This is a genomic window from Micromonospora sp. MGP-C2, assembly GCF_057766525.1.
Window position 1 is genome coordinate 4,812,606 of record NZ_JBYMEN010000002.1, and the last position, 21,041, is coordinate 4,833,646.

Sequence of the window (21,041 nt, forward strand, 5' to 3'; positions counted from 1 at the left end):
ATGGTCCAGGTGGTGCCAGCGGTGGCGGTGATGCCGGATCGGCACGACTGCCCCGCCGTGACCGGGGTAAGCGCCGCCATGGCCGACGACCGCGCACCCGCCGACCGCGAGCGGTCGCGGTTCGACGAGGCTGCCGAGCGGAGCGGTCAGGCCGTCCAGCGGGCACGACACCGGGGCGGGCAGGCCGGCCGAATCCGGGCTCGCCAGTGGGAGGTCACCCTGGTGATCTCCATCCAGGCGGGGCTGGCCGCAGCGATCGCTGCCCTGCTCGCCCAGAAGCTGCTCGGGCAGGGATCGCACGTCTTCGCACCCGCAGCCGCCGTCGGTACGATCGCCACCGCCATCGGGCAGCGGGCCCGACGCACGTTCGAGCTGCTGGGTGGCGTGGCCCTGGGCATCATCATCGGCGACACCCTGCGTTTCCTGCTCGGCAACGGTCCGTGGCAGACCGGTGTGGTGGTCGCCCTGGCCATCGCCGTCGCCTTGCTGGTGGCCGGGAGGGGCGGTCCGCTGGTGGGTCAGGCCGGCGGTACCGCCGTGCTGATCGCCACGCTGGCCCCGATGGAACGTGGCCTGGAGCTACCCCGGATCTTCGACGCGCTCGTCGGCGGGGCGGTCGGTCTGGTGGTGGTCGCGCTGTTGTTGCCGGTGAACCCGATGCGGGTCCTGGACCGCGCCGCAGCGCCGATCTTCGCGGTTCTCTGCGAGCAGCTCGCCGAGCTGGCGCAGGGGTTGCGGGACCGCGACGGGGACCGGACGCTCCGCGTCCTCGATCGGCTGCGGGGCACCGAGGACGACGTCAGCAGGCTGCACGACGCGTTGAGCGGGGCGGAGGAGGTGGTGACGCTCGCCCCGGTCCGCTGGCACCGCCGCGAGCAGTACCACCGGTACGCCCGCAGCGCGGATCACCTCGAACGGCTGCTGCTGGACACCCGCGCCCTGGCCCGCTGGTCGTCGACCGCCCTCCAGTACGACGAGCCGATCCCGCCGCAGCTGCCGGACGCGATGAACCGGTTGGGTCAGGCGGTGGCGGAGATGCGTACGGAGTGCCGGGTCGGCGACGACCCACGACGTACTCTCCGGTTGATCGAGGAGTGTGCCGAGTTGGCCGGGCACGCTGCTGCGAGTGGGGTCAAATCGTTCGGCGAGTCCCTGGTCACCGGGCTGCGTACCGCGGCCAGCGACCTGCTCCGGGCGTGCGGTTGTGCACCCGACGACGCCAACCGGATCGTGCGGAGGGCCGCCGGCGCCGGTGAAGCGGCAGTGCACCCGCTGGTCCGGCGACAACTGCACCGAGTCCGGCCGACGCGGGCCCTGCGAGCTCGTCGGCGCGCGCACCTGGCCGCCCGGATTCGGATGGCGAACGGGCCGGCCTCCCCGCTGGGGAGACCGGCCCGGTGACACCGTCAGATCAGGAGGAGTAACCGCGCTCGGCGATCCAGTTGGCGACCTTCGGCAGGCTCATCCAGTACTCGCCCAGCGTCGGGTCGGCCGGGTCGGCGACCCGGATGCTGTCCCCACCGTCGCGGTAGCCGACGAGCGTCAGGTAGTGGCCACCCTCGTACGAGTGCGGGTTGCCGTCGGTGTCGACGGTCGTGCCCTTGATGTTGGCCACCACCGGCCGGCCGGCGTCCACCGCGGCCAGTACGTCCCGACGCAACTGCTCGACCTGGTCGGGCCGGGCCACGGAGTCACGAATCTCGGTGGTCCGGTACTTGCCACCGGTCAGTTCGTTCAGCACCCGGGTGGTGTCCAGGGCCGAGGCGGTGCCGGCCTCGGTGGTGCCGAGCAGCTTGGCCACCTCGTCCTGGGAGAGCGCCTTGCCCTGGGCGGACAAGGCGATCCGGGTCGCGGCCGGGCCGCAGTAGTAGAAGTTGGGCTGGGCCTGGTAGTCGATGCCGAGGACCCGCTCGGCGGAGCGCTGCGTCTGGCTCGACGAGGTCGACGCCGTAGGCGCCGGGGCGGCCTGGGCGGCCACCGCGGGGCCGAGGGCGCAACCGCCGGCGACGAGCAGGCCGACGACGGACAGACCGCTCTTCTGGACGATCGGGTTCATGGTCGAGTCTCCGTTCGGGGGTTGACGCCTCCGACAGGCGGAGGGCGCAGCACCGGGAATGGCGCTCGGCTCATCACGGGGGCGACGACCAGCGGCGGTCTGGGCCACTGGCGTACCGGGGACGTAACAGCCCTGCTCCGGCCGGCATTCCGCCGCCCGCGGGCGCGGGCGTCGCGATCAGGTGCAACGGCTGCCGGCCGGGAGGGATTCCGGCGAGTCGGGCTGCGCTGACCGTGACCCGTCCGGACGACCCGTTACACGGTCGGGGTCAGAGGCTCCCCAGGAGTCGGGTCACGGTGATCTCGATGACGACCCGCTCGGGATTCGGACGGGGGGTCCGATACCGCTCCGCATAGCGACGCTCGGCCTCCGCCACGGAGGCGGGATCCGACCGCAGGACCGCGCGGCCCTCGATCGTCAGCCAGCGGCGGCCATCCACGTGGCACACGGCCACCGCCGCGCCCGCCGGGCCCGCAGCGGCCACCTGACGGGCCTTGCGGGACGCGCCGGAGGTGATCACCCGGGCCAGCCCGGCCGCCGGGTCGAGGGTGACCCCTACCGGTACGACGTGCGGGGTGCCGTCGGCGCGCAGGGTGGTCAGCGTCGCGAGGTGCCGCTCCGCGCAGAAGGCGACAACGCGCTCATCGCGCACATCCAGTCGATGATCGCCCGCCATGCCCGTCCCCTGTCCGCCGAACCGACCCCGATCATGGCACGCGACGGTGGGCGTGGTCCCGATCCGGCAGGGCGTCCGGCTGACCGGGCAGCTGTCGACCGGCCGCCCGGCGTTGGTGCACCAGCCGGGTGAGGTAGATCAGCGCGGCGGCCAGGACACCCATGTCATCCAGGTAGATCGGGTCCGGGAGCACGTCGACCGGGAAGATTGTGTAGATCAGCGCCCCGTAGAAGGCGAACTTGCCGCCCGCGCCGAGCCCGGTCAACATTCGTCGCGTACGCACCAGCCGCACCGCGAGCACCACGGCACCGACCAGTGTGGCGATCGCCAGGATGCCGGCGACCACCACGAGCACCCACGCCTGTCGGGACATGCCGTCACGCTAACCCACCCGACGCCGTACGGCTCAGAACGCGGCCACCGTTGCCCGACCGCGAGCGATCACCTTGTTCTCCCGGGTCTGGTCGACTGCCGGCCGGGCAACCTCGCTGAGCGGCAACACCGACGCCGACTCCGCGACCCGCCGTCCGGTGGCAGCGTGGGCCTCCTCGCGCAGACTGCGGGCCGCCGCCACTGCCAACTCCGCCGCCCGCCAGGCAACCTGCTCCTGCTCACGGGCGGCGGCGTGCCGGGCCGCCAGGTTGTCGCGGATCGCCCGTTGCAGCACCAGCTCCTGCTCGACCGGGTGCAACCGCGGGTCCCAGCCGTCCCGGTGCGCGAAGACCTCACTGAGCTGCTCCACCGACAACTCCCGCCGCCAGTACGCATCGAGGGCGGCACGGTGCAGGTAGCGCTCACGATCCACGTACTCCGCTGGGGTCCGGGCGGTGTGCGGCAGCGGCATCGCGGCCGCGGCGGCGAGCCGTCGTACGGCCGCTTCGGCCACCTCGTACGTCTGCCAGGCTGCCTCCACCGCCTCCTGCGCTGCCACCCACTCCGCCCGACGGCGCTGCGCGGTGGTGGTGGCCCGCTCCGCGGCCACCGCGACCTCCTGCGCGTAGCGGCTCTGCTCCCGTTCCTCCTGCGCGTGTTCGAGTTGGCTCGGCATGGCCGCGCGACGGATCCGGGCGACCGGGTCGAGGCGAAGTCGACCGGGCCGCAGCAGGAGAGCGGCGACAGCGACAGCGACCACCCCGAGCAGGCTCAGCCAGATGACGGCGGCTCGGGACAGGTCGGGCAGGACGGCGGAGAGGACGGTTTGCATGATCAGCACCTCGCGCTCGAAGGCGGGTATCGACGGGTGTCAGGAGGAGCCCGACGGCGCCGGTCGGCCGGGAGGTGGGATCGTGCCGTAGGCGGCGACTCAGGTGCCGCGACGGATCACCCGCAACCGGGCCCCGGGGATAGCCGGGCCTGGATCAGCGGGTGGGCGGGCCGCGCCGCGCCGGGGTGCCACGGCCGGGATCGATGGCCGGCGCGTGCCCCGGGACCGCAGTGACCGGACCGGGTGCGGCGATGGTGTCGACCGCGCCGGTAGGCGGGGCGGCGGGCTGGCCCGCGCGCTCGGCGGCCGGCACGGCATCGGGGCGGACGGTGGCCACCCGGCTGCTCACGGCGCTCGGTCGCGCAGACGACGGGGCGGGCGGTGAGGTCGCGGCGAGAGCGCCACCGAGGCCGACCGCGAGCACCAGCGCGGTGATCGCCAGTCGGGTCATCTCGCGCAGTGACCGCAGCACAGCCCACCGGGCTGGGCGGACACAGGCTGCGGACGACACCCGACCAACCTATCGCCCGACCCGGCGCATCGCAGCACGGCGACCGCCGGTTCTGCCGTGACCGCCACCACCATGCGCACTGTGGACGTCGCATATCGAGGCCCGGGAAAAGCGGCGCCCCCGGCCGGAGCTGGTCCGGTCGGGGGAACCCCGTGTCGTTCGTCCGGCAGCACCGGGGGCGACTGCCCGCCAGTGGCGGATCGCGGTCAGTCGCTGGCGCCGAGCACAGGCGGGGCGGCGTTGTCGCCGTCGCGCCACACCATCTCGTCCTCGGTCAACCAGGTCAGCCGCTCATCGGAGTCGTCCTCCTGAGGCCGACCCCGCCCTCCGAGCACGCCGGAACCGCTGCCGCCTGCCCCGCGGCCGCTGCCGGTCGCGCCTGCACGACCGCCACGCTGGCCGTCGATGCTGCGCCCGATCCCGCTGGCGGAGCGACTGTCTGCCGGGGTGGCCGCACCCGTCGGGCGAGCCGACGTGGTGGGCGTGCTGCCCGAACTGGCGAGCGCGGCGGTGCGGAGGACCCCACCGGCCGGTGCCCCACCCTGCGCGCCGTAGAGCAGACCGGGGCCGGTGCCGGCGCCAGCGGTCACGGTGGTCGGCCCGGACAGACCAGCCAGCCCGGCGGCACCACCAGCGACCAACGCGCCGCCGACCAGCGGGTCTGCCCCGGCGAGTGAGGTGCCGCGGACATCGACATCGCTGCCGACGCCGATCGTGCCGCTGCCGACGGTCGGCGCCCCACCGGTGCCGGGGACGCCCTGCTCGGGGTACGAGCCGCCGCCGGTGACCGGCGGCGCGGCGGCGCGGTCGGGCCGCACGATGGTCGCGCTGCCGGTGTGCGCGGTGACGCCGGTGCTGCTGGGACCGGCGGTCGCCGCGGCGATGCTCGGAACGCTGCGAGGGGACGTCGGGTCCTTGCTGACCGTGTCGGGAGTGTCTGGGTCCGGCAGGGGAGGGTCGACCACGCGGTCGTAGGCGGAGATCTCGTAACCGTCGGCCAGTTTGGCCACCAGGTTCACCATCCGCTGGTGGGCCTTCTCCTGCTCTTCCTTGTCCTGCTGGTGACCCGCGAGGCCCATGACCACGGCGCCCGGCAGACCGAAGGTGATGGCACCCTTGGCCGCACCGGACAACGCCTTGTCGTTGTCGTCGGTCTCCTCCGGGCTCTCGGCCTGCTTGCGGGCCGTGCGCAGATGGTCGGCCATCATGGTCAGCCCCTGCTTGACGCCGGACATCCCGTCGCTCAGCGCGTCGGAGTGGGCGACGATCAGGCTGAGTCGCCGGTGGAACTCACGACCGGCCGAGCCCGTCCAGGTGTTGCCGAGCTTCTCCAGGTCGCCGCTCAGCTCCCGGCTGAGACCGTCCAGGATCCCCTTGAGCTCGGCCCACTGGGCGGCCACACCCTCGATCTGCTCCGGCTGGCCGGCCATCACACCGTCATAGAGCTGCTGGTGGCTGCTGCCCTGGTAGCGGTGGGTGTAGTCAGACACGCCCGTCCTCCTTCGGCTGCAACGCCCGGTCGACCCCGGTCAGCGCGGCGGTGACATCGGTGGCGTTGGCCGCGTTTCGCGCCTCGGCGGTGCGGTAGTTGCTCAGGATCGTGCTGGTCGCCTGCTGTGCCGCCAGCACCGCCTGCCGCACGCGCTCAGCCTGGTCGACATAGGACTGGTGGACCTCGCTGTAGCGGCGTGCCTTGTCGGTGGCGTCGAAGAACGAACCCAACGCTGGTGGGCGGCACTGCATCTCGGTGTTGAGCTTGCGCAGCACCGACTCCACCTGGCTCAACCGCGATGCCAGATGCAGGTGGAAGTCCTCAAGGGACAGCAGGTCGACTTCCGTACGCCCGGTCATGGCAAACATCCCCGTCGTTCTGGTTGACAACCGTCAGCGACACTCAGGTTAGTCCACCACTGCGACACGGGGCGACCCGTCACGGCTGCTCAGCCGTCGGCCCCCGTCGATCCCGACGCCGTCGGCGTCCCGCCGCCCGCCCCACCGGTCGGCGGCGCCGCGCCGTTCGTCGGAGGAGACGGCGCCGGTCCGGCCGGAGATGCGTCCGCCGCCGACCCGTCGGGCGAGAAGACCGAGAGCGCGTCCTCACGCTTCAGGGTGGGCCCGGTCGGGATCAGTGCGAGCAGCGAACCGGGCACCGCGAGCGGAGTGACCCCGCCGTAACCGAGCACCCCCAGCGTCGCCTCCGAGCCGAGCGGGTATCGGATGCCCTGTGGGCTGATCAGGTAGATCGTCGAACCGGCGGCACCGGAACCGCTGGTCCCGGCACCCGGCGAGGCCTGCGCGATGACGCCCTTGCCGCCGGGCAGCAGCACCGCCTCGGCGGTGCGTACGGCGTCCCGCCTGGTCTGTGGCACCGGCACCGCGCCCGGATCGGTCGCGGTCAGCTCGTTCGGCACCCGGTCGAAGACCTCCAGGGTCGTGGTGGGAGGGCCGCCGGAACTGCTCGCCCGGTAGGTCGCGCAGAGGGCGGTCCGACCCGACGTGGCCGGGTGGAAGGCGGGCATCGTCTTCGGCAGCCCCTCCTCCTCGACCCGCTGCTCGACATACAGCTCGCCCGCCTGGTTGGGTGTGATGTCGGTGATCTGACCGCCGCCGCCGACCATCAGCAGGGCGGTGATCTCACTGATCGACGCGAGGCCCTCCCGGGTGAGCACGTAGTGCCGCCCGGCCGCGCTGAACACCTGACCGATGGTGGCCGGTCGGCCGGCCACCATCCGGGTGCTGGACTCGCCCTCGCCGGCCAGCGACGGCTTGCGCAGCGGTGGCCCGGCCGGTACGGCGTTGAGCAGTTGCTGCCCGACCCGCAACTGTGCGGCGCCGGGCAACTTCAACGCCGTGATCGTCTGGTCACCGCCGAGCACCTGGAGTCGGATGTTGTTGGTGACCAGGTACTTCTGATCGTCCACCACGACCAGCACCGCCCGGTCGCCCAGCGGCACACCGCCGGGCAGCGCCCGGTCGATCACCACCCGGGTGCGGGAGCGCTGCGGGTCGACCGGATCGGGCACGTCGCAGACCGACCAGGGCAGGCCGGTCAGCGACTTGCGGTCCGGCAGAGCGTCCGGCGCCCCGACGATGCCGAGGGTCAACCCGCGTGGACGGTCCCGCAGTGCCGCCTGGGACATCGTCCGCACCTCGGCGTCGGGCTTGTCGAGGATCAGGCGGGCCGACGCGTAGTTGAGCGTCGGATGCAGCTGCCCGCTCATGAAGACGTACGTCGCGCCGGTCTCCCGTTCGATGACCAGGGTCTGGTCGTTCAGCGGCGCGGTGTTCCCGGTCAGCTGGCCGTAGGCGCCGACGCCACCGAGCACGACGGCCGCGGTGATGACACTGCCGAAGACGGCCATGCCGAGCCGCCGCATCGGCAGGTTGGTGGTCTCCGGATCGCCCGACAGCAACGCGGAGACGATCCGGCGGGTGACGAAGCGGTACGCCTGCACCTGATCGCGGCGGGTCCGCATGACTTACCTCCGGCGGGGTGGATCCGCGACGATCAGGTCGGGGTGCCGTCGCGGGCTTCCCTACGATAAGGGGCCGACCGGGGTTCCTCGGGACCACCGTTCGTGGCCGGCACCGGACCGACCCGGCGCAGAGTCGTACGTGCAGGAGGGACAGTCAGCGATGACGCAGGTTCAGGCACGACCCGCTCGAGCGGCCACGGACCCGTCCACCGTTGCGACGCGGTCGACGCCGCCGACCGATCGGCCCGGCCGTGGACGGGTCGGCCCGGTGCTGGTCGGGCAGCTCGTGTTGTTGGAGTTGTGCGCGGTCGGCGTCTGGGCCGCGTCGGCCGGGCCCGGTTGGGTGCTCGCCGTGGCGGGCGGCGCGGCAGTGCTGGTCGTCCTGGCGGCCTTCGCCCGCAGGGGTGGCCGCTGGTGGTTCGAGGACCTGCTGCTGCGCCGGCGGATGCGACGTCGTGGTGAGCGCGCGTCGGCGGCGCTGGCCGGCGGCACGGCCACCGACCCGCGGTTGGTCGCACTCGCCCCCGAGTTGAGCTTCATCGAGTTGACCGACCGGGGCACCCGGCTCGGCATCGGGCAGGACGCTCAGGGGTGGTTCGCCGCTGTCGCGTTGCAGTCCGCCAGCGGTACGACGGTCGGCTCGGCACACGCTTCAACCGTGGATCGGGTTTTGGGAGTGCTCACGGACTTCAGCGCCCCCGTGTCCCGGGCCCAGGTCGTCGCACACACCCTGGTCTGGTACCCGGCGCCCGGTGCGCCGCCAGCGGCTCACCGGACCGTCTGGGTGGCGCTGCGGCTCACCGTCAGCGACGCGCGGGTCGAGGCGGTGAGCCGGGGTGGCGGGCTGCCCGGCGTACACCGGACCGTGGCCGCCGGGATCGGTCGGCTCGGCAAGGCGCTGACCAGCGCGGGTCTGGCGCATCGGCCGCTGGGTCGCGAGGAGCTGCGCGCGGCCGTCGTCTCGGCCGCCGGTCTGGATCTGGGCCCGGAGGCGCCGACGGAGACCTGGCGAGGGCTGCGCGGCGGCGGTTGGACCCACCGGTGCATGACCCTGCGGGGTCGTTCGGACGCGCCACTCGGTCCGCTCGTCGACGCGATCACCGCGACCTCGGCGCCGTCGCACACGGTTGCCGCGACCGTGTCGGTGGACGGCCGGGTGGCGGCGCCGCTGCTGCGGGTCGCCGCGATGGACAACCACGTCGAGGCGCTGGTCAAGGTGGTACGTGACGTCGCCCATCGGACGGGCATGTCCGCCCGACCCCTGGACGGTCAGCATGGTCCGGGCGTCTACGCCACCGCGCCGGTCGCATCCGCGCTGGGGGTCTCCACCCGCCCGCAACCGTAGGGACCGGCGCGGGCGGTCAGGGCCGGAGGTTGACGATCCAGCCGTAGAGGCCGCACACCCAGAAGGCGAGCGGGACCAGCGCGATGATCAGCAGGATCTCGGCGATGTCGAGGAGGCGGCCCCAGACCGGCGAGATGCGCTTGCCGGCGACGCTCAGACCGTAGATCAGGCTGACCACGGCGGCCAGCACCAGCCCGCCGAGGATCAGACCGAGCCGGACCGACAGCGACCCGTCGGCGAAGGTGGCCGCAGCGGCCAGACCCAGCCCGACGGTGCCCGCCAGCAGCACCGGGGTGCGCTGCGCGCGGCCCAGGAGCGGTCGGGCCCGCAGAAGCGACAGCAGGGCCAGCACCAGGCACAGCAGCACCGCCGGCAGGCGTCCGTCGAGGGCCAGCACGAACTGCGCGCCCAGCACCAGCAGCGACACCGTCCACAGCAGACCGGTCATGAACTGGTCGGCGCGTTCGCTGCGCTGGAGCACCTGCCGGCCGTCCACCGACTCGGTGTCGGTCTTCAGATCCTCCGGGCCGGTCGGGATCGACGGCACCGGCAGTCTCGCCAGCCGGTAGGCCATCATCGGCAGCGCCGGCACGACGCCGAACGCCACAGCGGCCACCACCGCCGCGGCCGCCGGCGCGTCCAGGCCGAAGACCAGGCAGAGCAGTGCGCCCAGGCCGGTCGCGGCCCCCACCCCGATCGCGGCGAAGAAGAGGGGGTACCGGTCACCGACCGCCATCACGGCCACCGCCCCGGCGACCACCGCGGCGGTCGCCGCCAGCAGCACGTGCGGGCTGGCCAGCTCGGTGAGCGGCCGATCACCGGCGAGCAGCAGCAGACCGCCGGTGGCGGCGTGCACCAGGCCGACGATGGCCAGCACCGCGCCGGTCTGACTGTCGCCGGCGGCCCTGGACAGCACCGCCGCACCCACCAGCAACGCCACCGCGACCAGTAGGGCGGCGACCGCACCGGGCAGGTGCGGCGGGCCAGCGAAGAGCGCGGCCAGCGCACCGGCGCCGAGCGCCGCCGCCGCGAAGACCACCGCGAAGGATCGGGTCGCACCGACCTGCCAGGCACCGGGGCGCTGGTTGGTCGCGGTGGCGACCGCATCCACCACGTCGTCGAAGACGATCTCCGGAGCGGCCGCGGACCGGGGATTGAAGTAGAGCACCTCACCGTCACGGACACTGAGCTGCGCAGCCGTACGCCCACCGTCCAGCGGCGCGCCGCCCAGTCTGGACAGTGCCCAGCCACCGTGCCGCGCGCCCTCGTCGGCCATGTCCTCACCCGCGTAGCGCAGCAGGGTGGGAAGCAGGTCCGCCATCGGGACGTCTGACGGCAGGGCCAGGTCCATCCGGGTACGCGGAGCCACGATGGTGATCCGGCTCAGACCACCGGTCGCCGTGTTCGTCGCCACAGTGGCCTCCAGGTGTGCGTCTGTGATCGGCTGGCCGCGATGCTGCGTCCGGGTCCACCGCGCCCACGGCAGATTACCTACGATGGCGGGCACGTACGATGCCCACCCGCGGGCTCCGGTCCGCGGCGGCACGTCATCAGGGCCGCTTCTGGGGAGGAGACAGCCGTGAGCACTGTCGTGTTCCGCCGGCTCCCGCGTCAACCGGGGCCCGCCTTACCGCGCGGCGAGGTGCTGCTGGAGTCGCCTCCCGAGCTGCCGGAGCCGACGCCCCGCGGCATGGGACAGCTGCTCATGATCCTGCCGATGTTCTGCGGGGTCGGTGCGATGGCCTTCCTCTACGCCGGCAAGGGCGGCGGCATGATGACGTACGTCGCCGGTGGTCTCTTCGGCGTCTCGATGCTCGGCATGGCGATCGGTTCACTCGCCAACAGCGGTGGCAAGGACAAGGCCGAGCTGAACGCCGACCGCCGCGACTACATGCGCTACCTGGCCCAGATGCGCAAGCGCACCCGGCGGGCCGCCGAGCAGCAGCGGGCCGCGATGGCCTGGCGGCACCCGGAGCCCGACGCGCTCTGGTCGATCGCGGCGTCCCGCCGCCTCTGGGAGCGGCGGATCACCGAGGACGACTTCGGCGAGACCCGCATCGCCCTCGGCCCGCAGCGGCTGGCCGTGGAAATCGTCCCGCCGGAGACGAAGCCGGTGGAGGACCTGGAGCCGATGAGCGCCATCGCGCTCCGCCGGTTCGTGCGCGCGCACTCCACAGTGCCCGAGCTGCCGACCGCTCTGTCGGTGCGCGCGTTCAGTCGGGTGGCGCTGCGTGGCGACCGCGAGCCCGTGCTCAACCTGACCCGGGCGGCGCTCGGGCAGCTGGCCACCTTCCACGCACCGGACGACCTGGTGGTCGCGGTGGTCGCCGCTCCGGACCGACAGTCGTCCTGGGGCTGGGTCAAGTGGCTGCCACACGCCCACCACAGCGCCCGTACGGACGCCGCCGGCGCGCGCCGGTTGGTCTTCGCCAGCCTGGCCGAGGCCGAGGCCGCGCTCGCCGGTGAGCTGGCGGGGCGACCCCGGTTCGCCCCCGAGGCCAAGCCGCTGACCACCGCCGCGCACCTGGTCGTGGTCATCGACGGTGGGGAGGTCTCACCGACCTGCCAACTGGTGGGGCCAGGGTTGCTCGGCACCACAGTGATCGACCTTTCCGGGACGGTGCCGCGCGACGCGGGCCGCTGGCTGCTCTGCCTCGACGTGGCTGACGGAAGCTCGCTCGACCTGGTCCGGGGCAGCTCGTCGTCGCCGCTGGGTCGACCTGACCAGCTCAGCGCCGAGGCCGCCGAGGGGCTGGCCCGGCAGATCGCCCCGTACCGGCTCTCCCAGCAGCAGACCAGCAGCGACGAGCCGCTGGCCCGCAGCATGGAGCTGCCGGACCTGCTCGGTGTGGGTGACGCCGCGACGGTCGACATCCAGAACACCTGGCGACCGCGGGGCCACCGGGACCGGCTGCGCATCCCGCTCGGTGTCGGCCCGGACGGCAACGTGGTCGAGCTGGACTTCAAGGAGTCGGCGCACGAGGGCATGGGCCCGCACGGTCTGGTGATCGGTGCGACCGGGTCGGGCAAGAGCGAGCTGCTCCGGACGGTGGTGGCCGCGTTGGCGGTGACCCACTCGTCGGAGGAGCTGAACTTCGTCCTGGTGGACTTCAAGGGCGGTGCGACGTTCGCCTCGTTGGAGGCGCTGCCGCACACCAGCGCGGTCATCACCAACCTGGCCGACGAGCTGCCGCTGGTCGACCGGATGCGCGACGCGCTCGCCGGGGAGATGGTGCGCCGGCAGGAGTTGCTGCGGGCGGCCGGCAACTACGTCTCCCGCTTCGAGTACGAGAAGGCCCGCGCGGCCGGCGAGCCGCTCGCCCCGATGCCCAGCCTGTTGATCATCTGTGACGAGTTCAGCGAGCTGCTCGCCGCCAAGCCCGACTTCATCGACCTGTTCGTGATGATCGGCCGACTGGGCCGGTCCCTCGGCGTGCATCTGCTGCTGGCCAGCCAGCGACTCGAAGAGGGCAAGCTCCGCGGTCTGGACACGCACCTGTCGTACCGGATCGGTCTGCGTACCTTCTCCGCTGTGGAGAGCCGGATCGTGCTCGGTGTCCCGGACGCGTACGAGCTGCCGAACGCGCCCGGTCACGGTTACCTGAAGACCGACACGAGCACGATGCTGCGCTTCCGGGCCGCGTACGTGTCGGGGGCGTACCGGGCGCCGGGGCAGCAGGCCTCCGCGTCGCAGGCGTTGGTGCAGCGGCGGATCGTGCCGTACGGCCTCGACTTCGTTCCGGCCCAGGTCCCGCAGGTGCCGGTGGCCACCACGCCCGAGCCGGAGCAACCGGCCGACGGCAAGGCCGTGGCGATGCTCGACGTGCTGATCGACCAGCTCAAGGGTCGAGGGCGTCCCGCCCACCAGGTGTGGCTGCCGCCGCTGGCCGATCCGCCGGGCCTCGGCGAGTTGCTCGGCGCGCTGGCGGTCGACCCGACCTACGGGCTGTGCACGGCGTCCTGGCCCGGGCGGGGGCGGCTGACCGTACCGGTCGGGGTGGTGGACCGCCCGTACGAGCAGCGCCGTGACCCGATGATGGTCGAGCTGGCCGGCGCCGGCGGCAACGTGGTCATCGTCGGCCGCTCACTGAGTGGCAAGAGCACCATGCTGCGTACGCTGCTCGCCTCGCTGGCACTCACCCACACGCCGCGTGAGGTGCAGTTCTTCTGCCTGGACTTCGGTGGTGGCGCACTGCGCAGTCTCGACCGGTTGCCGCACATGGCGGGGGTCGCCGGTCGTCGGGACGTCGAGGCGGTCCGCCGGACGGTGGCCGAGGTGGTCGCCGTCCTGGACGACCGGGAGACGCGTTTCGCCCAGCACGGCATCGACTCGGTGGCCAGCTACCGTCGTCGCCGGGCCGCCGGTGAGTTCGCGGACGACCCGTTCGGCGACGTGTTCCTGGTGGTGGACGGCTGGAACACGCTGCGCCAGGAGTACGAGGAGCTGGAGCAGACGATCACCACACTGGCCAACCGGGGTCTCGGTTTCGGCGTGCACGTGGTGCTCACGGCGGTGCGCTGGGCCGAGATCCGGATCAACATGCGGGATCTGCTCGGCACCAAGTTGGAGCTGCGCCTCGGTGACGCGTCGGAGTCCGAGATCGATCGTCGGGCGGCGACGAACGTGCCGGAGAAGTCGCCCGGTCGCGGTCTGACGCGCGACAAGCTGCACTTCCTCACGGCCATCTCGCGCATCGACGGTCGTCGGGACATCGACGACCTGAGTGAGGCGTCGCTGTCCCTGGCGGGGCACGTGGCGGCCAACTGGCCGGGGCGTCCGGCGCCGAAGGTGCGGCTGCTGCCGCGCAGGCTTCCGGTGGCCGAGCTGGCCCGGCTCATCGACCGGTCGGCGCCCGGCCTGCCGATCGGTGTCAACGAGTCGGCACTCGCGCCGGTCTACCTGGACCTGGTCAACGAGCCGCACCTGACGGTCTTCGGCGACGCGGAGTGCGGCAAGACCAACCTGCTGCGGTTGATCGCCCGGGGCATCACCGAGCGGTACACGCCGGCGCAGGCCCGCCTGGTGATCGCCGACTACCGGCGTGGTCTCCTGGGTGCGGTCGAGGGTGATCACCTGCTGGACTACGCCCCGTCGAACCAGGCGTTCGCGCAGGGTCTCGGCTCGATCCGCAGCGCGTTGTCCAACCGGCTGCCCGGCCCGGACGTGACCACCGCCCAGCTGCGCGACCGCAGTTGGTGGAAGGGCCCCGACCTCTACATCCTGGTGGACGACTACGACCTGGTCGCCTCCGGTGGCAGCAATCCGCTCAGCGCCCTGCAGGAGCTGCTGCCGCAGGCACGCGACATCGGTCTGCACCTGGTCATCACGCGTCGGGTCGGCGGGGTGTCCCGGGCGCTCTACGAGCCGGTGCTGCAACGGTTGCGCGAACTGGACTCACCGGGCCTGCTGATGTCCGGCAACCGGGAGGAGGGCGCGGTCTTCGGGACGTTGCGGCCGAGCCCGCAGCCGCCTGGTCGCGGCACCCTCGTCCGACGGCGTGATGGTCAGCAACTGATCCAGACCGCCTGGGCGGAGCCGTCCTGACCGCTGTCCGCCGTCCGGTGCGAGGTGATCGGCCGCTCAGGTCCGATTCACCACCATCCATCGGACGTCGCCGGTCAGGGCTGCGAGGGCTGGCCCGCTTCCGCTACGGTCTTCACTGGAGTGTCCGTCGGTGGGGTGTTGCTGCCTTGCCGCGGGGGAGGGGTGCGGCGAATCCGCCACCACAACATGACGGAAGGGTGTGAGGCATGGCGTTCGAGGTCGAAGCAGCGACTCTGCATACCGCCGCGAGTGACGTGCGGTCCACGCGCAGCGAGGTTGACGGCGAGCTGAAGAAGCTCTGGAACGTGGTCGACGACCTGGCGATGGCATGGAAGGGCCAGGCGTCCACGGGCTTCCAGTCGCTGATGACGCGCTGGAGCGAAGACACGAGCAAGCTGCTGACGGCGATGGACAACATCGCCGATCTGCTCGACAAGTCGGGTACGACGCACCAGGTCAACGACGAAGAGCAGCAGCAGATGCTGGACAAGTTCCACTCTGCTCTCAACCCGTGATCCGCAGCCAGCAGAGGAGGAAATCGTGACGATCAAAGTTGACTATGCGGTCCTCGAGAGCAGCAACCAGCAGATGCAGGCCATCTCGAAGACCCTCGAGGAGAAGCTCGACACGCTGCGGTCGATGCTGACCAAGCTCCACTGGGACGGCGAGGACCGGGTTGCCTACGAGCAGCACCAGGCCAAGTGGGACGCGGCGGTCCAGGACATCAACCGCATCCTGAACGAGATCGGCGGCGCCGTCGGCATCGCCCGGGAAAACTACCTCACCACCGAGATGAGCAACTCGAAGGTGTGGGGCTGAGGCATTCGGCGGGGCGGCTCCGGTCCGGTTGATCCGGGCCGGAGCCGCACTGTGTCTGGCCTCGGTGCGGCGGCGCCCGGTCAGCCGGCAGCCGCTGAGTCGGTGCGCCGGCCCGGGCGCCAGCCCCGTCGGCGACCACGGGTGACGATCGGTCGCGCGATCAGCAGCAGCACGGTGAGCAGGCCTCCGACCGCCGCCGCCCAGATCGCGGCGGGGCGTTGCCAACCCAGCGGGTCGTCCTGCGCCGGGGGCATCGGGAGGGCACCGGCGGGCGGGTTCGTCCGGGTGCCCAGCAGGCTCGACACCGCCCGGTATGGATTCACCATGCCGTAGCCGATATCGGCGTTGTGGCCTTCCGGTGGGTTGTCGGCCGTGCGTTCCAGCCGCTCGGCGATCTGTTGTGGACTGAGGTCCGGGTATGCGGCCCGGACCAGCGCGGCCGCCCCCGAGACGTACGCGGCGGCGTAGCTGGTGCCGCCGTTCGGCTCGCCGCGGTAGCCGGCTCCCTGTGGTGCCGGCCCGATGATGTTCAACCCCGGTGCGGCGATGTCGACGTAGTCGCCGCTGATCGAGCTGCCCACGTGACCGCCCTGCTCGTCGACCCCACCGACGGCGATCACCCCGGGGTACGCGGCCGGGTAACCCGGTCTGTCCTGCTGGCCCTCCTGCCGGTTGCCGGCGGCGGCGACCAGCACCACCCGCTTGGCCAGGGCACGCTCGACGGCGGCTGTCAGCTCGGGTCCGGGAACGGTGGTCAGGGACAGGTTGATGACGTCGGCGCCCTGCTCGACCGCCCAGTCGATGGCCGCGGCGATCTGCCCGGGGAGGTCGGGGTCGTTGGTGTCCTTGAGGTCCGGCAGGACCCGGACGGGGAGGATGCGGGCACCTGGGGCGATGCCGCTGAACGGGACGCCCGTGCCCTCCCGGCCGGCGATGATGCCGGCGATCATCGTGCCGTGCCCGACCAGGTCGCACTGGCCCTGGTTGGCCGGCAGATCGTTGAAGTCGCGGCCTTCGAGCACCTGACCGTTGAGCAGCGGATGGGCCGCGGAGACCCCGGAGTCGATCACCGCCACCGTGACGCCGGCACCCCGGGACAGTGGCCACGCCGAGGACGGCTCAAGTCGGCGCAACGCCCATGGCGTCTCCGTCAGGCTCTCCTCGCTGGCGGGGCCGCAGGAGGGCGCTGCCGCGGCTGCCGGGGTGGGTGCCACCAGGCCGGCGCCGAGCAGAGCCGCCAGCGCTCCACTGAGGACCGCTGTGACGGGACGACGGGACAGGGTGGTCGCGCTCAACGGCGGGCATTCGCGCACCCGCAGAGATTACCGCTGTGCCCGGTCGGGCAGCGGCCCGGCGACCGAGGGTCAGGCCTGGGGGCCGACCTCCGCGGTGGACGGATCGGCGAACAGCGCGAGCAGGGCACCGACCTGGCGGTCGGCCTCGGCGGGATGACGGAACCGGCCGGACGGGTTGAGGGTGTACTCGTTGCGCCGCCCGACGCGGGTGCGGTGCAGGTATCCGCCCGCCTCCAGGTCGGCGACGATCGCCTGCGCGGCACGTTCGGTCACGCCGACCTCGGCGGCGACATCCCGCAACCGGGCGGTGGGGTCGCGGGCGATGGCCAGCAGAACGTGCCCGTGGTTGGTGAGGAATGTCCAGTTCCGCCCACCACCGGTGTCGCCCGCCGCCGTCTTCGTCATCGTGTGACCGCCTCTCCGGATGCCGACCCTGCCCTCGGGGAGTCTGGTCGGCCCTGCCCGGGGTGCGTTACCCAGGGGCGGGCTGAAGTCAACGTATGAAATCCATATCACGTATACCTTGACGCATCTTACGGTGCGTGTGACCGTAAAAGCCGAGCCAGCGCCCGCCGCCGGCCCGGCTCAAGAGCCGGTTGACCAGGTCAAATGCGTCGAGACGAGGTGCGGGGATGAGTCATTCCGGAACGCCCGGCGGACAGCCGGGCCCGCAGCGGACCACCGACCGCGCCCCGGCGCTGAGCGAGCCGGCCCGCGCGTACGCCGAGTTGATCGCCGGCAACCGGCGCTTCGTCGGCGGCGCCCCCGCCACCCCAACCAGGACGCCGGGCACCGGGCCGCGGTGGCCGACGGGCAGCACCCGTTCGCGGTGATCGTCGGCTGCTCCGACTCCCGCCTGGCCGCTGAGATCATCTTCGACCGCGGGCTGGGCGACCTGTTCGTGGTCCGCACCGCCGGCCACACCGCCGGCCCCGAGGTGCTCGGCAGCGTGGAGTACGCGGTGACCGTGCTGGGCACCCCGCTGGTGGTGGTGCTCGGGCACGACTCGTGCGGTGCGGTGCAGGCGGCCCGGGAGGTCGCCACGACCGGCACCCAACCTCAGGGGCACCTGCGGGCGGTGGTCGACGCGGTGCTGCCCAGCCTGCGCCGGGCCGAGACCGAGGGTGTGCAGGACATCGACGGCATCGTCGACATCCACATCGCACAGACGGTCGAGACGCTGCTCGGGCAGTCGCCGGTGCTGGCCGACGAGGTGGCGCAGGGGCGGTGCGCGGTGGTGGGTGTGTCGTACCGGCTCGCCGCCGGAGCGGTCAGCCCGGTGGCCGCCGTGCCGGCCTGCTTCGCGACGCTCGGCGAGGAGGCCGGGCCCCTCGACCCGGCCGCGCCCGCCGCCGCCTGACGCGACGAGGGCCGCCCCGCGCGACGCGGAACGGCCCTCGGCGAGGGTTCAGCGGGTCAGAGCAGCGACATGTGGACGTGGTCGGTGTGGTTCGACGGCCCGCTGTACGAACTCCAGCCGGTCGCCGGGAACCAGATCTGCCGGTTCCAGATCACGTAGTAGATGCCCAGCCGGTCGGCGTTACGGATGAGGAAGGCGGCGACGTTGTTGCCGTACCTCCGGGTGTCATCGTTGTGCCACGGGGCGAAGCCGCTCTTCTGCAGCGACCAGTCGCAGGCGCGGCCCTTCGGATGCTCCCACGGCCCACCGGATCGGTAGCAGCCGACAAACCGGTTGTAGCCGGCCGCCTTGACCTCTTTGTACGCGTGCAGGGTGCGGGGCGTGACGCAACCGGACGTGGTCGGGTCATTCTCGCTGCACGACTGCGGCTTCCAGTCACCGTCGGCGGTGCGACCCGGGCCGATCTTGGCCACCTTCGAGGTGGCGTCCACCAGGCCGCCGGTGAAGCCCTTGCCGCCGACGAGGGAGAGCGCCTTGTCCGCCTCGCTCTTCCGCTTCGCCATCAGGGCGGTCTGCTTCTGCTGCTCGCGGACCTCCGCGTCGAGGGCCAGCTTGGCCTGCTCGGCGCGGGCCTTCGCCGTGTTGACCTCGGCGAGCTTCTTCTCGTTGACCATGTTCATCTCGTCGAGCACCGCGGCACGCTGGACGAAGGCGTCGGGAGCCTTGCTCTCCAGCAGCATCGCGAGCGCGCCGATCCGACCGGTCCGGTACGACTGGGCGGCGATCAGCCCGACCTGTGGGGTCAGCGCGTCCAGGTCGGCCTTGGCCCGGTCGACCTCCAGCGCAAGTTCCAACTGCCGCTTCTTGGATTTGTCCAGTTGGGACTTGGCGGCGGAGTAGTCGCGGTTGGCCTGCTCGATGACGTCGGTGAGCAGTTGCGGCTCGCCGTCCTCCTCGTGCCCGGACGGCGTGGGGGTCGTCGGGGCGGCGTGGGCCGGGAGGGGCCCGGCGAGCACGGTCAATGCGGCGATCACGGCCACCACGGGTGTCAACCAGCGGCGTAGGGGTGCCGTCACAATGTTCCCTTCCGTCGACCGCCGACCGGGTTAGCTGACGGGTTCGGGGCGGAAGTGGCCCCTACCGCTGACGCGGATTCACCCCACGTACCTGGGTCCCCGATTCGCCGGTTGGCGATTGGGCGGTGGCACCGCAGGCGCCGCTTCGCGCCTTCATCGGTAACCGGCAGCGAGGTTACCCGAGAGTCGGCCGGGTGAGCTACGCCTGGATGCCGACCAAAAGCGTCAATTCGCCATAGCGTTGAGTGACCAGTGACGTGGTTCTCAGGGTGGAGGCCCGATCTGGTCACGCTGAGGAGTGTCACCATGCCGTATCCGTGCTCCTGTTCGACTCCGGCCACCCGGCGGTGGCGGTGGATGGGGGTGGGGTCCGCGTCGGTTCCGGCTCGTCGGGGCGACCCGCTCGCGGTGAGATGAGTGCGGCCAGTGCCTCCGCCCGGTCCGGCTGAGGTCGCGGGGCGGAAGCATCGGTGGACGGTGTGGCGTCCGCACGCCCGGCCGCGGTCACCACTGCGGCCAGCCCGGTGGTCAGTGGCACGGCGGCGATCAGGCCGAGGGTGGCGACCGCGCTGCGGACGATCTCCTGCGCGAGGAACTCGCTGGTGAGGATCTGCCCGATCGGCCGCGCGTCGGCGGTGAGCAGGAGCAGCAGGGGCAGCGACGCGCCCGCGTACGCCAGCACGATGGTGTTGACAGTGGAGGCGATGTGCGCGCGGCCGACCCGGGTCGCGGCCCGATAGAGCTGCAACCGGGTCAGGCCGGGGTTGGCGTGCGCCAACTCGGTGACGGTGGCCGCCTGGGTGACCGTCACGTCGTCGAGCACCCCGAGCGAGCCGATGATGATCCCGGCGAGCAGCAGACCGTGCAGGTCCACGTCGCCCTGGAACATCGACAGCGTGGTGGCGTCCTCGCTGCCGAAGCCGGTGAGGTGGGTCGCCGCCGTCGCGATGGTGGCGAGCACGCCGGTCAGCACCAGGCTCCCCAGGGTGCCGAGCACCGCGACCGAGGTCTGTGCGGTGACCCCGTGCGTCAGGTAGAGCACCACGAACATGATCAGGGCGGCACCCACCACCGCCACCAGCAGGGGTGACTTGCCGGCGCCGATGCCCGGCAGCACGAAGGTGAGCAGGATGGCGAAGCTGGCCGCCAACCCGGCGAGCGCGGCCAGACCCCGCCACCGACCGAACGCGACGATCGCCGCGGCGAAGACCACCGCCAACCACAGCATCGGGGTGCCGCGCTGGTGCTCGGCGATGTTCCAGTTGCTGGTGCTGGGATCGGTGGGATCGGTCAGCTCGACCAGGATGACCTCGTCGCCGACCGCGACCCGGGGTGCGCCCGGCCCGTCGGGCACGGGTGTCTGCACCTGCTGGCCGGCGGACGGCCCGTCGTCCACCCGGACGTCGACAGTGCCGCACGGCCCGCCGCCGACGCGTGGTGTGCCCTCCGGGCTCGACGGCGTCGGCGGGCATGGTTCGGTCACCACCCGGGTCACCGTGCCGGGGAAGCGCGGCACGTCCGCCCCGCCGTCGGTCTCCGGTGACCCACCGCGCGGCCAGAGCAGCAGTGCTGCGAGCACGGTGGCGACGAAGAGGGGCACCACCGTCATGATGAGGATCCGCCGGACCCGGGGCGGGGCGGACGGAGCGGGGCGGGTGTGGTCGGAACCCAAGGCGAG

18 protein-coding genes, 1 pseudogene and 1 riboswitch are annotated in these 21,041 nt (G+C 72.2%); of the genes and pseudogenes, 6 read left to right on the forward strand and 13 right to left on the reverse strand.

From position 1 onward, the window contains the following. The gene (locus AC3CF1_RS22120) at positions 1 to 1,401 is read left to right on the forward strand and encodes an FUSC family protein (protein WP_355160319.1); all 1,401 of its coding nucleotides are present in this window, start codon (positions 1 to 3) and stop codon (positions 1,399 to 1,401) included. A gap of 10 nt (positions 1,402 to 1,411) precedes the next feature. On the opposite strand, the gene AC3CF1_RS22125 is transcribed toward AC3CF1_RS22120, so the two are convergent. The 8 genes from AC3CF1_RS22125 to eccB all read right to left on the reverse strand — a co-directional run bounded on the left by AC3CF1_RS22125 (position 1,412) and on the right by eccB (position 7,923). Then, positions 1,412 to 2,056 (reverse strand): C39 family peptidase, encoded by a 645-nt coding sequence (locus AC3CF1_RS22125; RefSeq protein ID WP_354982603.1) that lies wholly within the window; start codon positions 2,054 to 2,056, stop codon positions 1,412 to 1,414. A 268-nt stretch (positions 2,057 to 2,324) separates the two neighbouring features. Further along, positions 2,325 to 2,732, reverse strand: coding sequence for a pyridoxamine 5'-phosphate oxidase family protein (locus AC3CF1_RS22130; RefSeq protein WP_088951251.1), 408 nt, complete (start codon positions 2,730 to 2,732; stop codon positions 2,325 to 2,327). A 31-nt stretch (positions 2,733 to 2,763) separates the two neighbouring features. Next, positions 2,764 to 3,105, reverse strand: a complete 342-nt coding sequence (locus tag AC3CF1_RS22135; protein WP_488451164.1) for a YkvA family protein — start codon at positions 3,103 to 3,105, stop codon at positions 2,764 to 2,766. A gap of 33 nt (positions 3,106 to 3,138) precedes the next feature. Further along, positions 3,139 to 3,936, reverse strand: coding sequence for a hypothetical protein (locus tag AC3CF1_RS22140; protein WP_488451165.1), 798 nt, complete (start codon positions 3,934 to 3,936; stop codon positions 3,139 to 3,141). Positions 3,937 to 4,090: 154 nt separating this feature from the next. Then, a complete protein-coding gene (locus AC3CF1_RS22145; RefSeq protein WP_354982605.1) occupies positions 4,091 to 4,447 on the reverse strand; it encodes a hypothetical protein in 357 nt (118 codons plus the stop codon). Between the two features lie 206 nt (positions 4,448 to 4,653). After that, entirely contained in the window at positions 4,654 to 5,937 is a 1,284-nt protein-coding gene (locus tag AC3CF1_RS22150; RefSeq protein ID WP_354982606.1) for a WXG100 family type VII secretion target, read from the reverse strand. Next, positions 5,930 to 6,298: a hypothetical protein gene (locus tag AC3CF1_RS22155; protein ID WP_179781888.1), complete on the reverse strand. Its 369-nt coding sequence runs from the start codon at positions 6,296 to 6,298 to the stop codon at positions 5,930 to 5,932. Before AC3CF1_RS22155 ends, AC3CF1_RS22150 begins: the two co-directional genes overlap by 8 nt. Positions 6,299 to 6,387: 89 nt before the next feature. Beyond that, positions 6,388 to 7,923 carry a type VII secretion protein EccB gene (eccB, locus tag AC3CF1_RS22160; RefSeq protein WP_488451166.1) on the reverse strand — a complete coding sequence of 512 codons (1,536 nt, stop codon included), beginning with the start codon at positions 7,921 to 7,923 and terminating at the stop codon, positions 6,388 to 6,390. 160 nt (positions 7,924 to 8,083) lie between these two features. On the opposite strand from eccB, the gene AC3CF1_RS22165 reads away from it, so the two are divergent. Next, positions 8,084 to 9,268 carry a type VII secretion protein EccE gene (locus AC3CF1_RS22165; protein ID WP_488451167.1) on the forward strand — a complete coding sequence of 395 codons (1,185 nt, stop codon included), beginning with the start codon at positions 8,084 to 8,086 and terminating at the stop codon, positions 9,266 to 9,268. A gap of 16 nt (positions 9,269 to 9,284) precedes the next feature. Here AC3CF1_RS22165 and eccD read toward each other — a convergent pair whose 3' ends face one another. After that, on the reverse strand, positions 9,285 to 10,682 hold the full coding sequence (eccD, locus tag AC3CF1_RS22170) for a type VII secretion integral membrane protein EccD (protein ID WP_488451168.1): 1,398 nt from the start codon (positions 10,680 to 10,682) through the stop codon (positions 9,285 to 9,287). Positions 10,683 to 10,847: 165 nt separating this feature from the next. Between eccD and eccCa the strand changes: the two genes are divergently transcribed. The 3 genes from eccCa (at position 10,848) to AC3CF1_RS22185 (ending at position 15,632) form a co-directional block, all read left to right on the forward strand. After that, positions 10,848 to 14,813 carry a type VII secretion protein EccCa gene (eccCa, locus tag AC3CF1_RS22175; protein ID WP_354982610.1) on the forward strand — a complete coding sequence of 1,322 codons (3,966 nt, stop codon included), beginning with the start codon at positions 10,848 to 10,850 and terminating at the stop codon, positions 14,811 to 14,813. A 206-nt stretch (positions 14,814 to 15,019) separates the two neighbouring features. After that, on the forward strand, positions 15,020 to 15,328 hold the full coding sequence (locus AC3CF1_RS22180) for a WXG100 family type VII secretion target (protein ID WP_088951260.1): 309 nt from the start codon (positions 15,020 to 15,022) through the stop codon (positions 15,326 to 15,328). Between the two features lie 25 nt (positions 15,329 to 15,353). Continuing rightward, positions 15,354 to 15,632, forward strand: a complete 279-nt coding sequence (locus AC3CF1_RS22185; RefSeq protein ID WP_088951261.1) for a WXG100 family type VII secretion target — start codon at positions 15,354 to 15,356, stop codon at positions 15,630 to 15,632. An 80-nt stretch (positions 15,633 to 15,712) separates the two neighbouring features. On the opposite strand, the gene mycP is transcribed toward AC3CF1_RS22185, so the two are convergent. Both mycP and AC3CF1_RS22195 read right to left on the reverse strand, forming a co-directional pair. Further along, positions 15,713 to 16,945, reverse strand: coding sequence for a type VII secretion-associated serine protease mycosin (gene mycP / locus AC3CF1_RS22190; protein WP_488451169.1), 1,233 nt, complete (start codon positions 16,943 to 16,945; stop codon positions 15,713 to 15,715). Positions 16,946 to 16,996: 51 nt separating this feature from the next. Beyond that, positions 16,997 to 17,332 carry a helix-turn-helix transcriptional regulator gene (locus tag AC3CF1_RS22195; RefSeq protein ID WP_088951263.1) on the reverse strand — a complete coding sequence of 112 codons (336 nt, stop codon included), beginning with the start codon at positions 17,330 to 17,332 and terminating at the stop codon, positions 16,997 to 16,999. 227 nt (positions 17,333 to 17,559) lie between these two features. On the opposite strand from AC3CF1_RS22195, the pseudogene AC3CF1_RS22200 reads away from it, so the two are divergent. Continuing rightward, positions 17,560 to 18,287: pseudogene (locus AC3CF1_RS22200) on the forward strand (carbonic anhydrase). A gap of 56 nt (positions 18,288 to 18,343) precedes the next feature. Here the strand turns inward: AC3CF1_RS22200 and AC3CF1_RS22205 are convergent. Both AC3CF1_RS22205 and AC3CF1_RS22210 read right to left on the reverse strand, forming a co-directional pair. After that, positions 18,344 to 19,363 carry a coiled-coil domain-containing protein gene (locus AC3CF1_RS22205; RefSeq protein ID WP_088951265.1) on the reverse strand — a complete coding sequence of 340 codons (1,020 nt, stop codon included), beginning with the start codon at positions 19,361 to 19,363 and terminating at the stop codon, positions 18,344 to 18,346. A gap of 4 nt (positions 19,364 to 19,367) precedes the next feature. Next, a riboswitch (cyclic di-AMP (ydaO/yuaA leader) is annotated at positions 19,368 to 19,498 on the reverse strand. Between the two features lie 166 nt (positions 19,499 to 19,664). Further along, the gene (locus tag AC3CF1_RS22210; RefSeq protein WP_355159777.1) at positions 19,665 to 21,035 is read right to left on the reverse strand and encodes a YibE/F family protein; all 1,371 of its coding nucleotides are present in this window, start codon (positions 21,033 to 21,035) and stop codon (positions 19,665 to 19,667) included. Between the last annotated feature and the right edge of the window lie 6 nt (positions 21,036 to 21,041).

What these genes read in the sequence shown, in the direction of transcription:
- AC3CF1_RS22165 (WP_488451167.1), top strand. Translation starts at nt 8,084, where the DNA reads ATGACGCAGGTTCAGGCACGACCCGCTCGAGCGGCCACGGACCCGTCC.
- AC3CF1_RS22130 (WP_088951251.1), bottom strand. Translation starts at nt 2,732, where the DNA reads ATGGCGGGCGATCATCGACTGGATGTGCGCGATGAGCGCGTTGTCGCC.
- AC3CF1_RS22195 (WP_088951263.1), bottom strand. Translation starts at nt 17,332, where the DNA reads ATGACGAAGACGGCGGCGGGCGACACCGGTGGTGGGCGGAACTGGACA.
- AC3CF1_RS22155 (WP_179781888.1), bottom strand. Translation starts at nt 6,298, where the DNA reads ATGACCGGGCGTACGGAAGTCGACCTGCTGTCCCTTGAGGACTTCCAC.
- AC3CF1_RS22120 (WP_355160319.1), top strand. Translation starts at nt 1, where the DNA reads ATGGTCCAGGTGGTGCCAGCGGTGGCGGTGATGCCGGATCGGCACGAC.
- eccB (WP_488451166.1), bottom strand. Translation starts at nt 7,923, where the DNA reads ATGCGGACCCGCCGCGATCAGGTGCAGGCGTACCGCTTCGTCACCCGC.
- AC3CF1_RS22140 (WP_488451165.1), bottom strand. Translation starts at nt 3,936, where the DNA reads ATGCAAACCGTCCTCTCCGCCGTCCTGCCCGACCTGTCCCGAGCCGCC.
- AC3CF1_RS22135 (WP_488451164.1), bottom strand. Translation starts at nt 3,105, where the DNA reads ATGTCCCGACAGGCGTGGGTGCTCGTGGTGGTCGCCGGCATCCTGGCG.
- AC3CF1_RS22180 (WP_088951260.1), top strand. Translation starts at nt 15,020, where the DNA reads ATGGCGTTCGAGGTCGAAGCAGCGACTCTGCATACCGCCGCGAGTGAC.
- AC3CF1_RS22125 (WP_354982603.1), bottom strand. Translation starts at nt 2,056, where the DNA reads ATGAACCCGATCGTCCAGAAGAGCGGTCTGTCCGTCGTCGGCCTGCTC.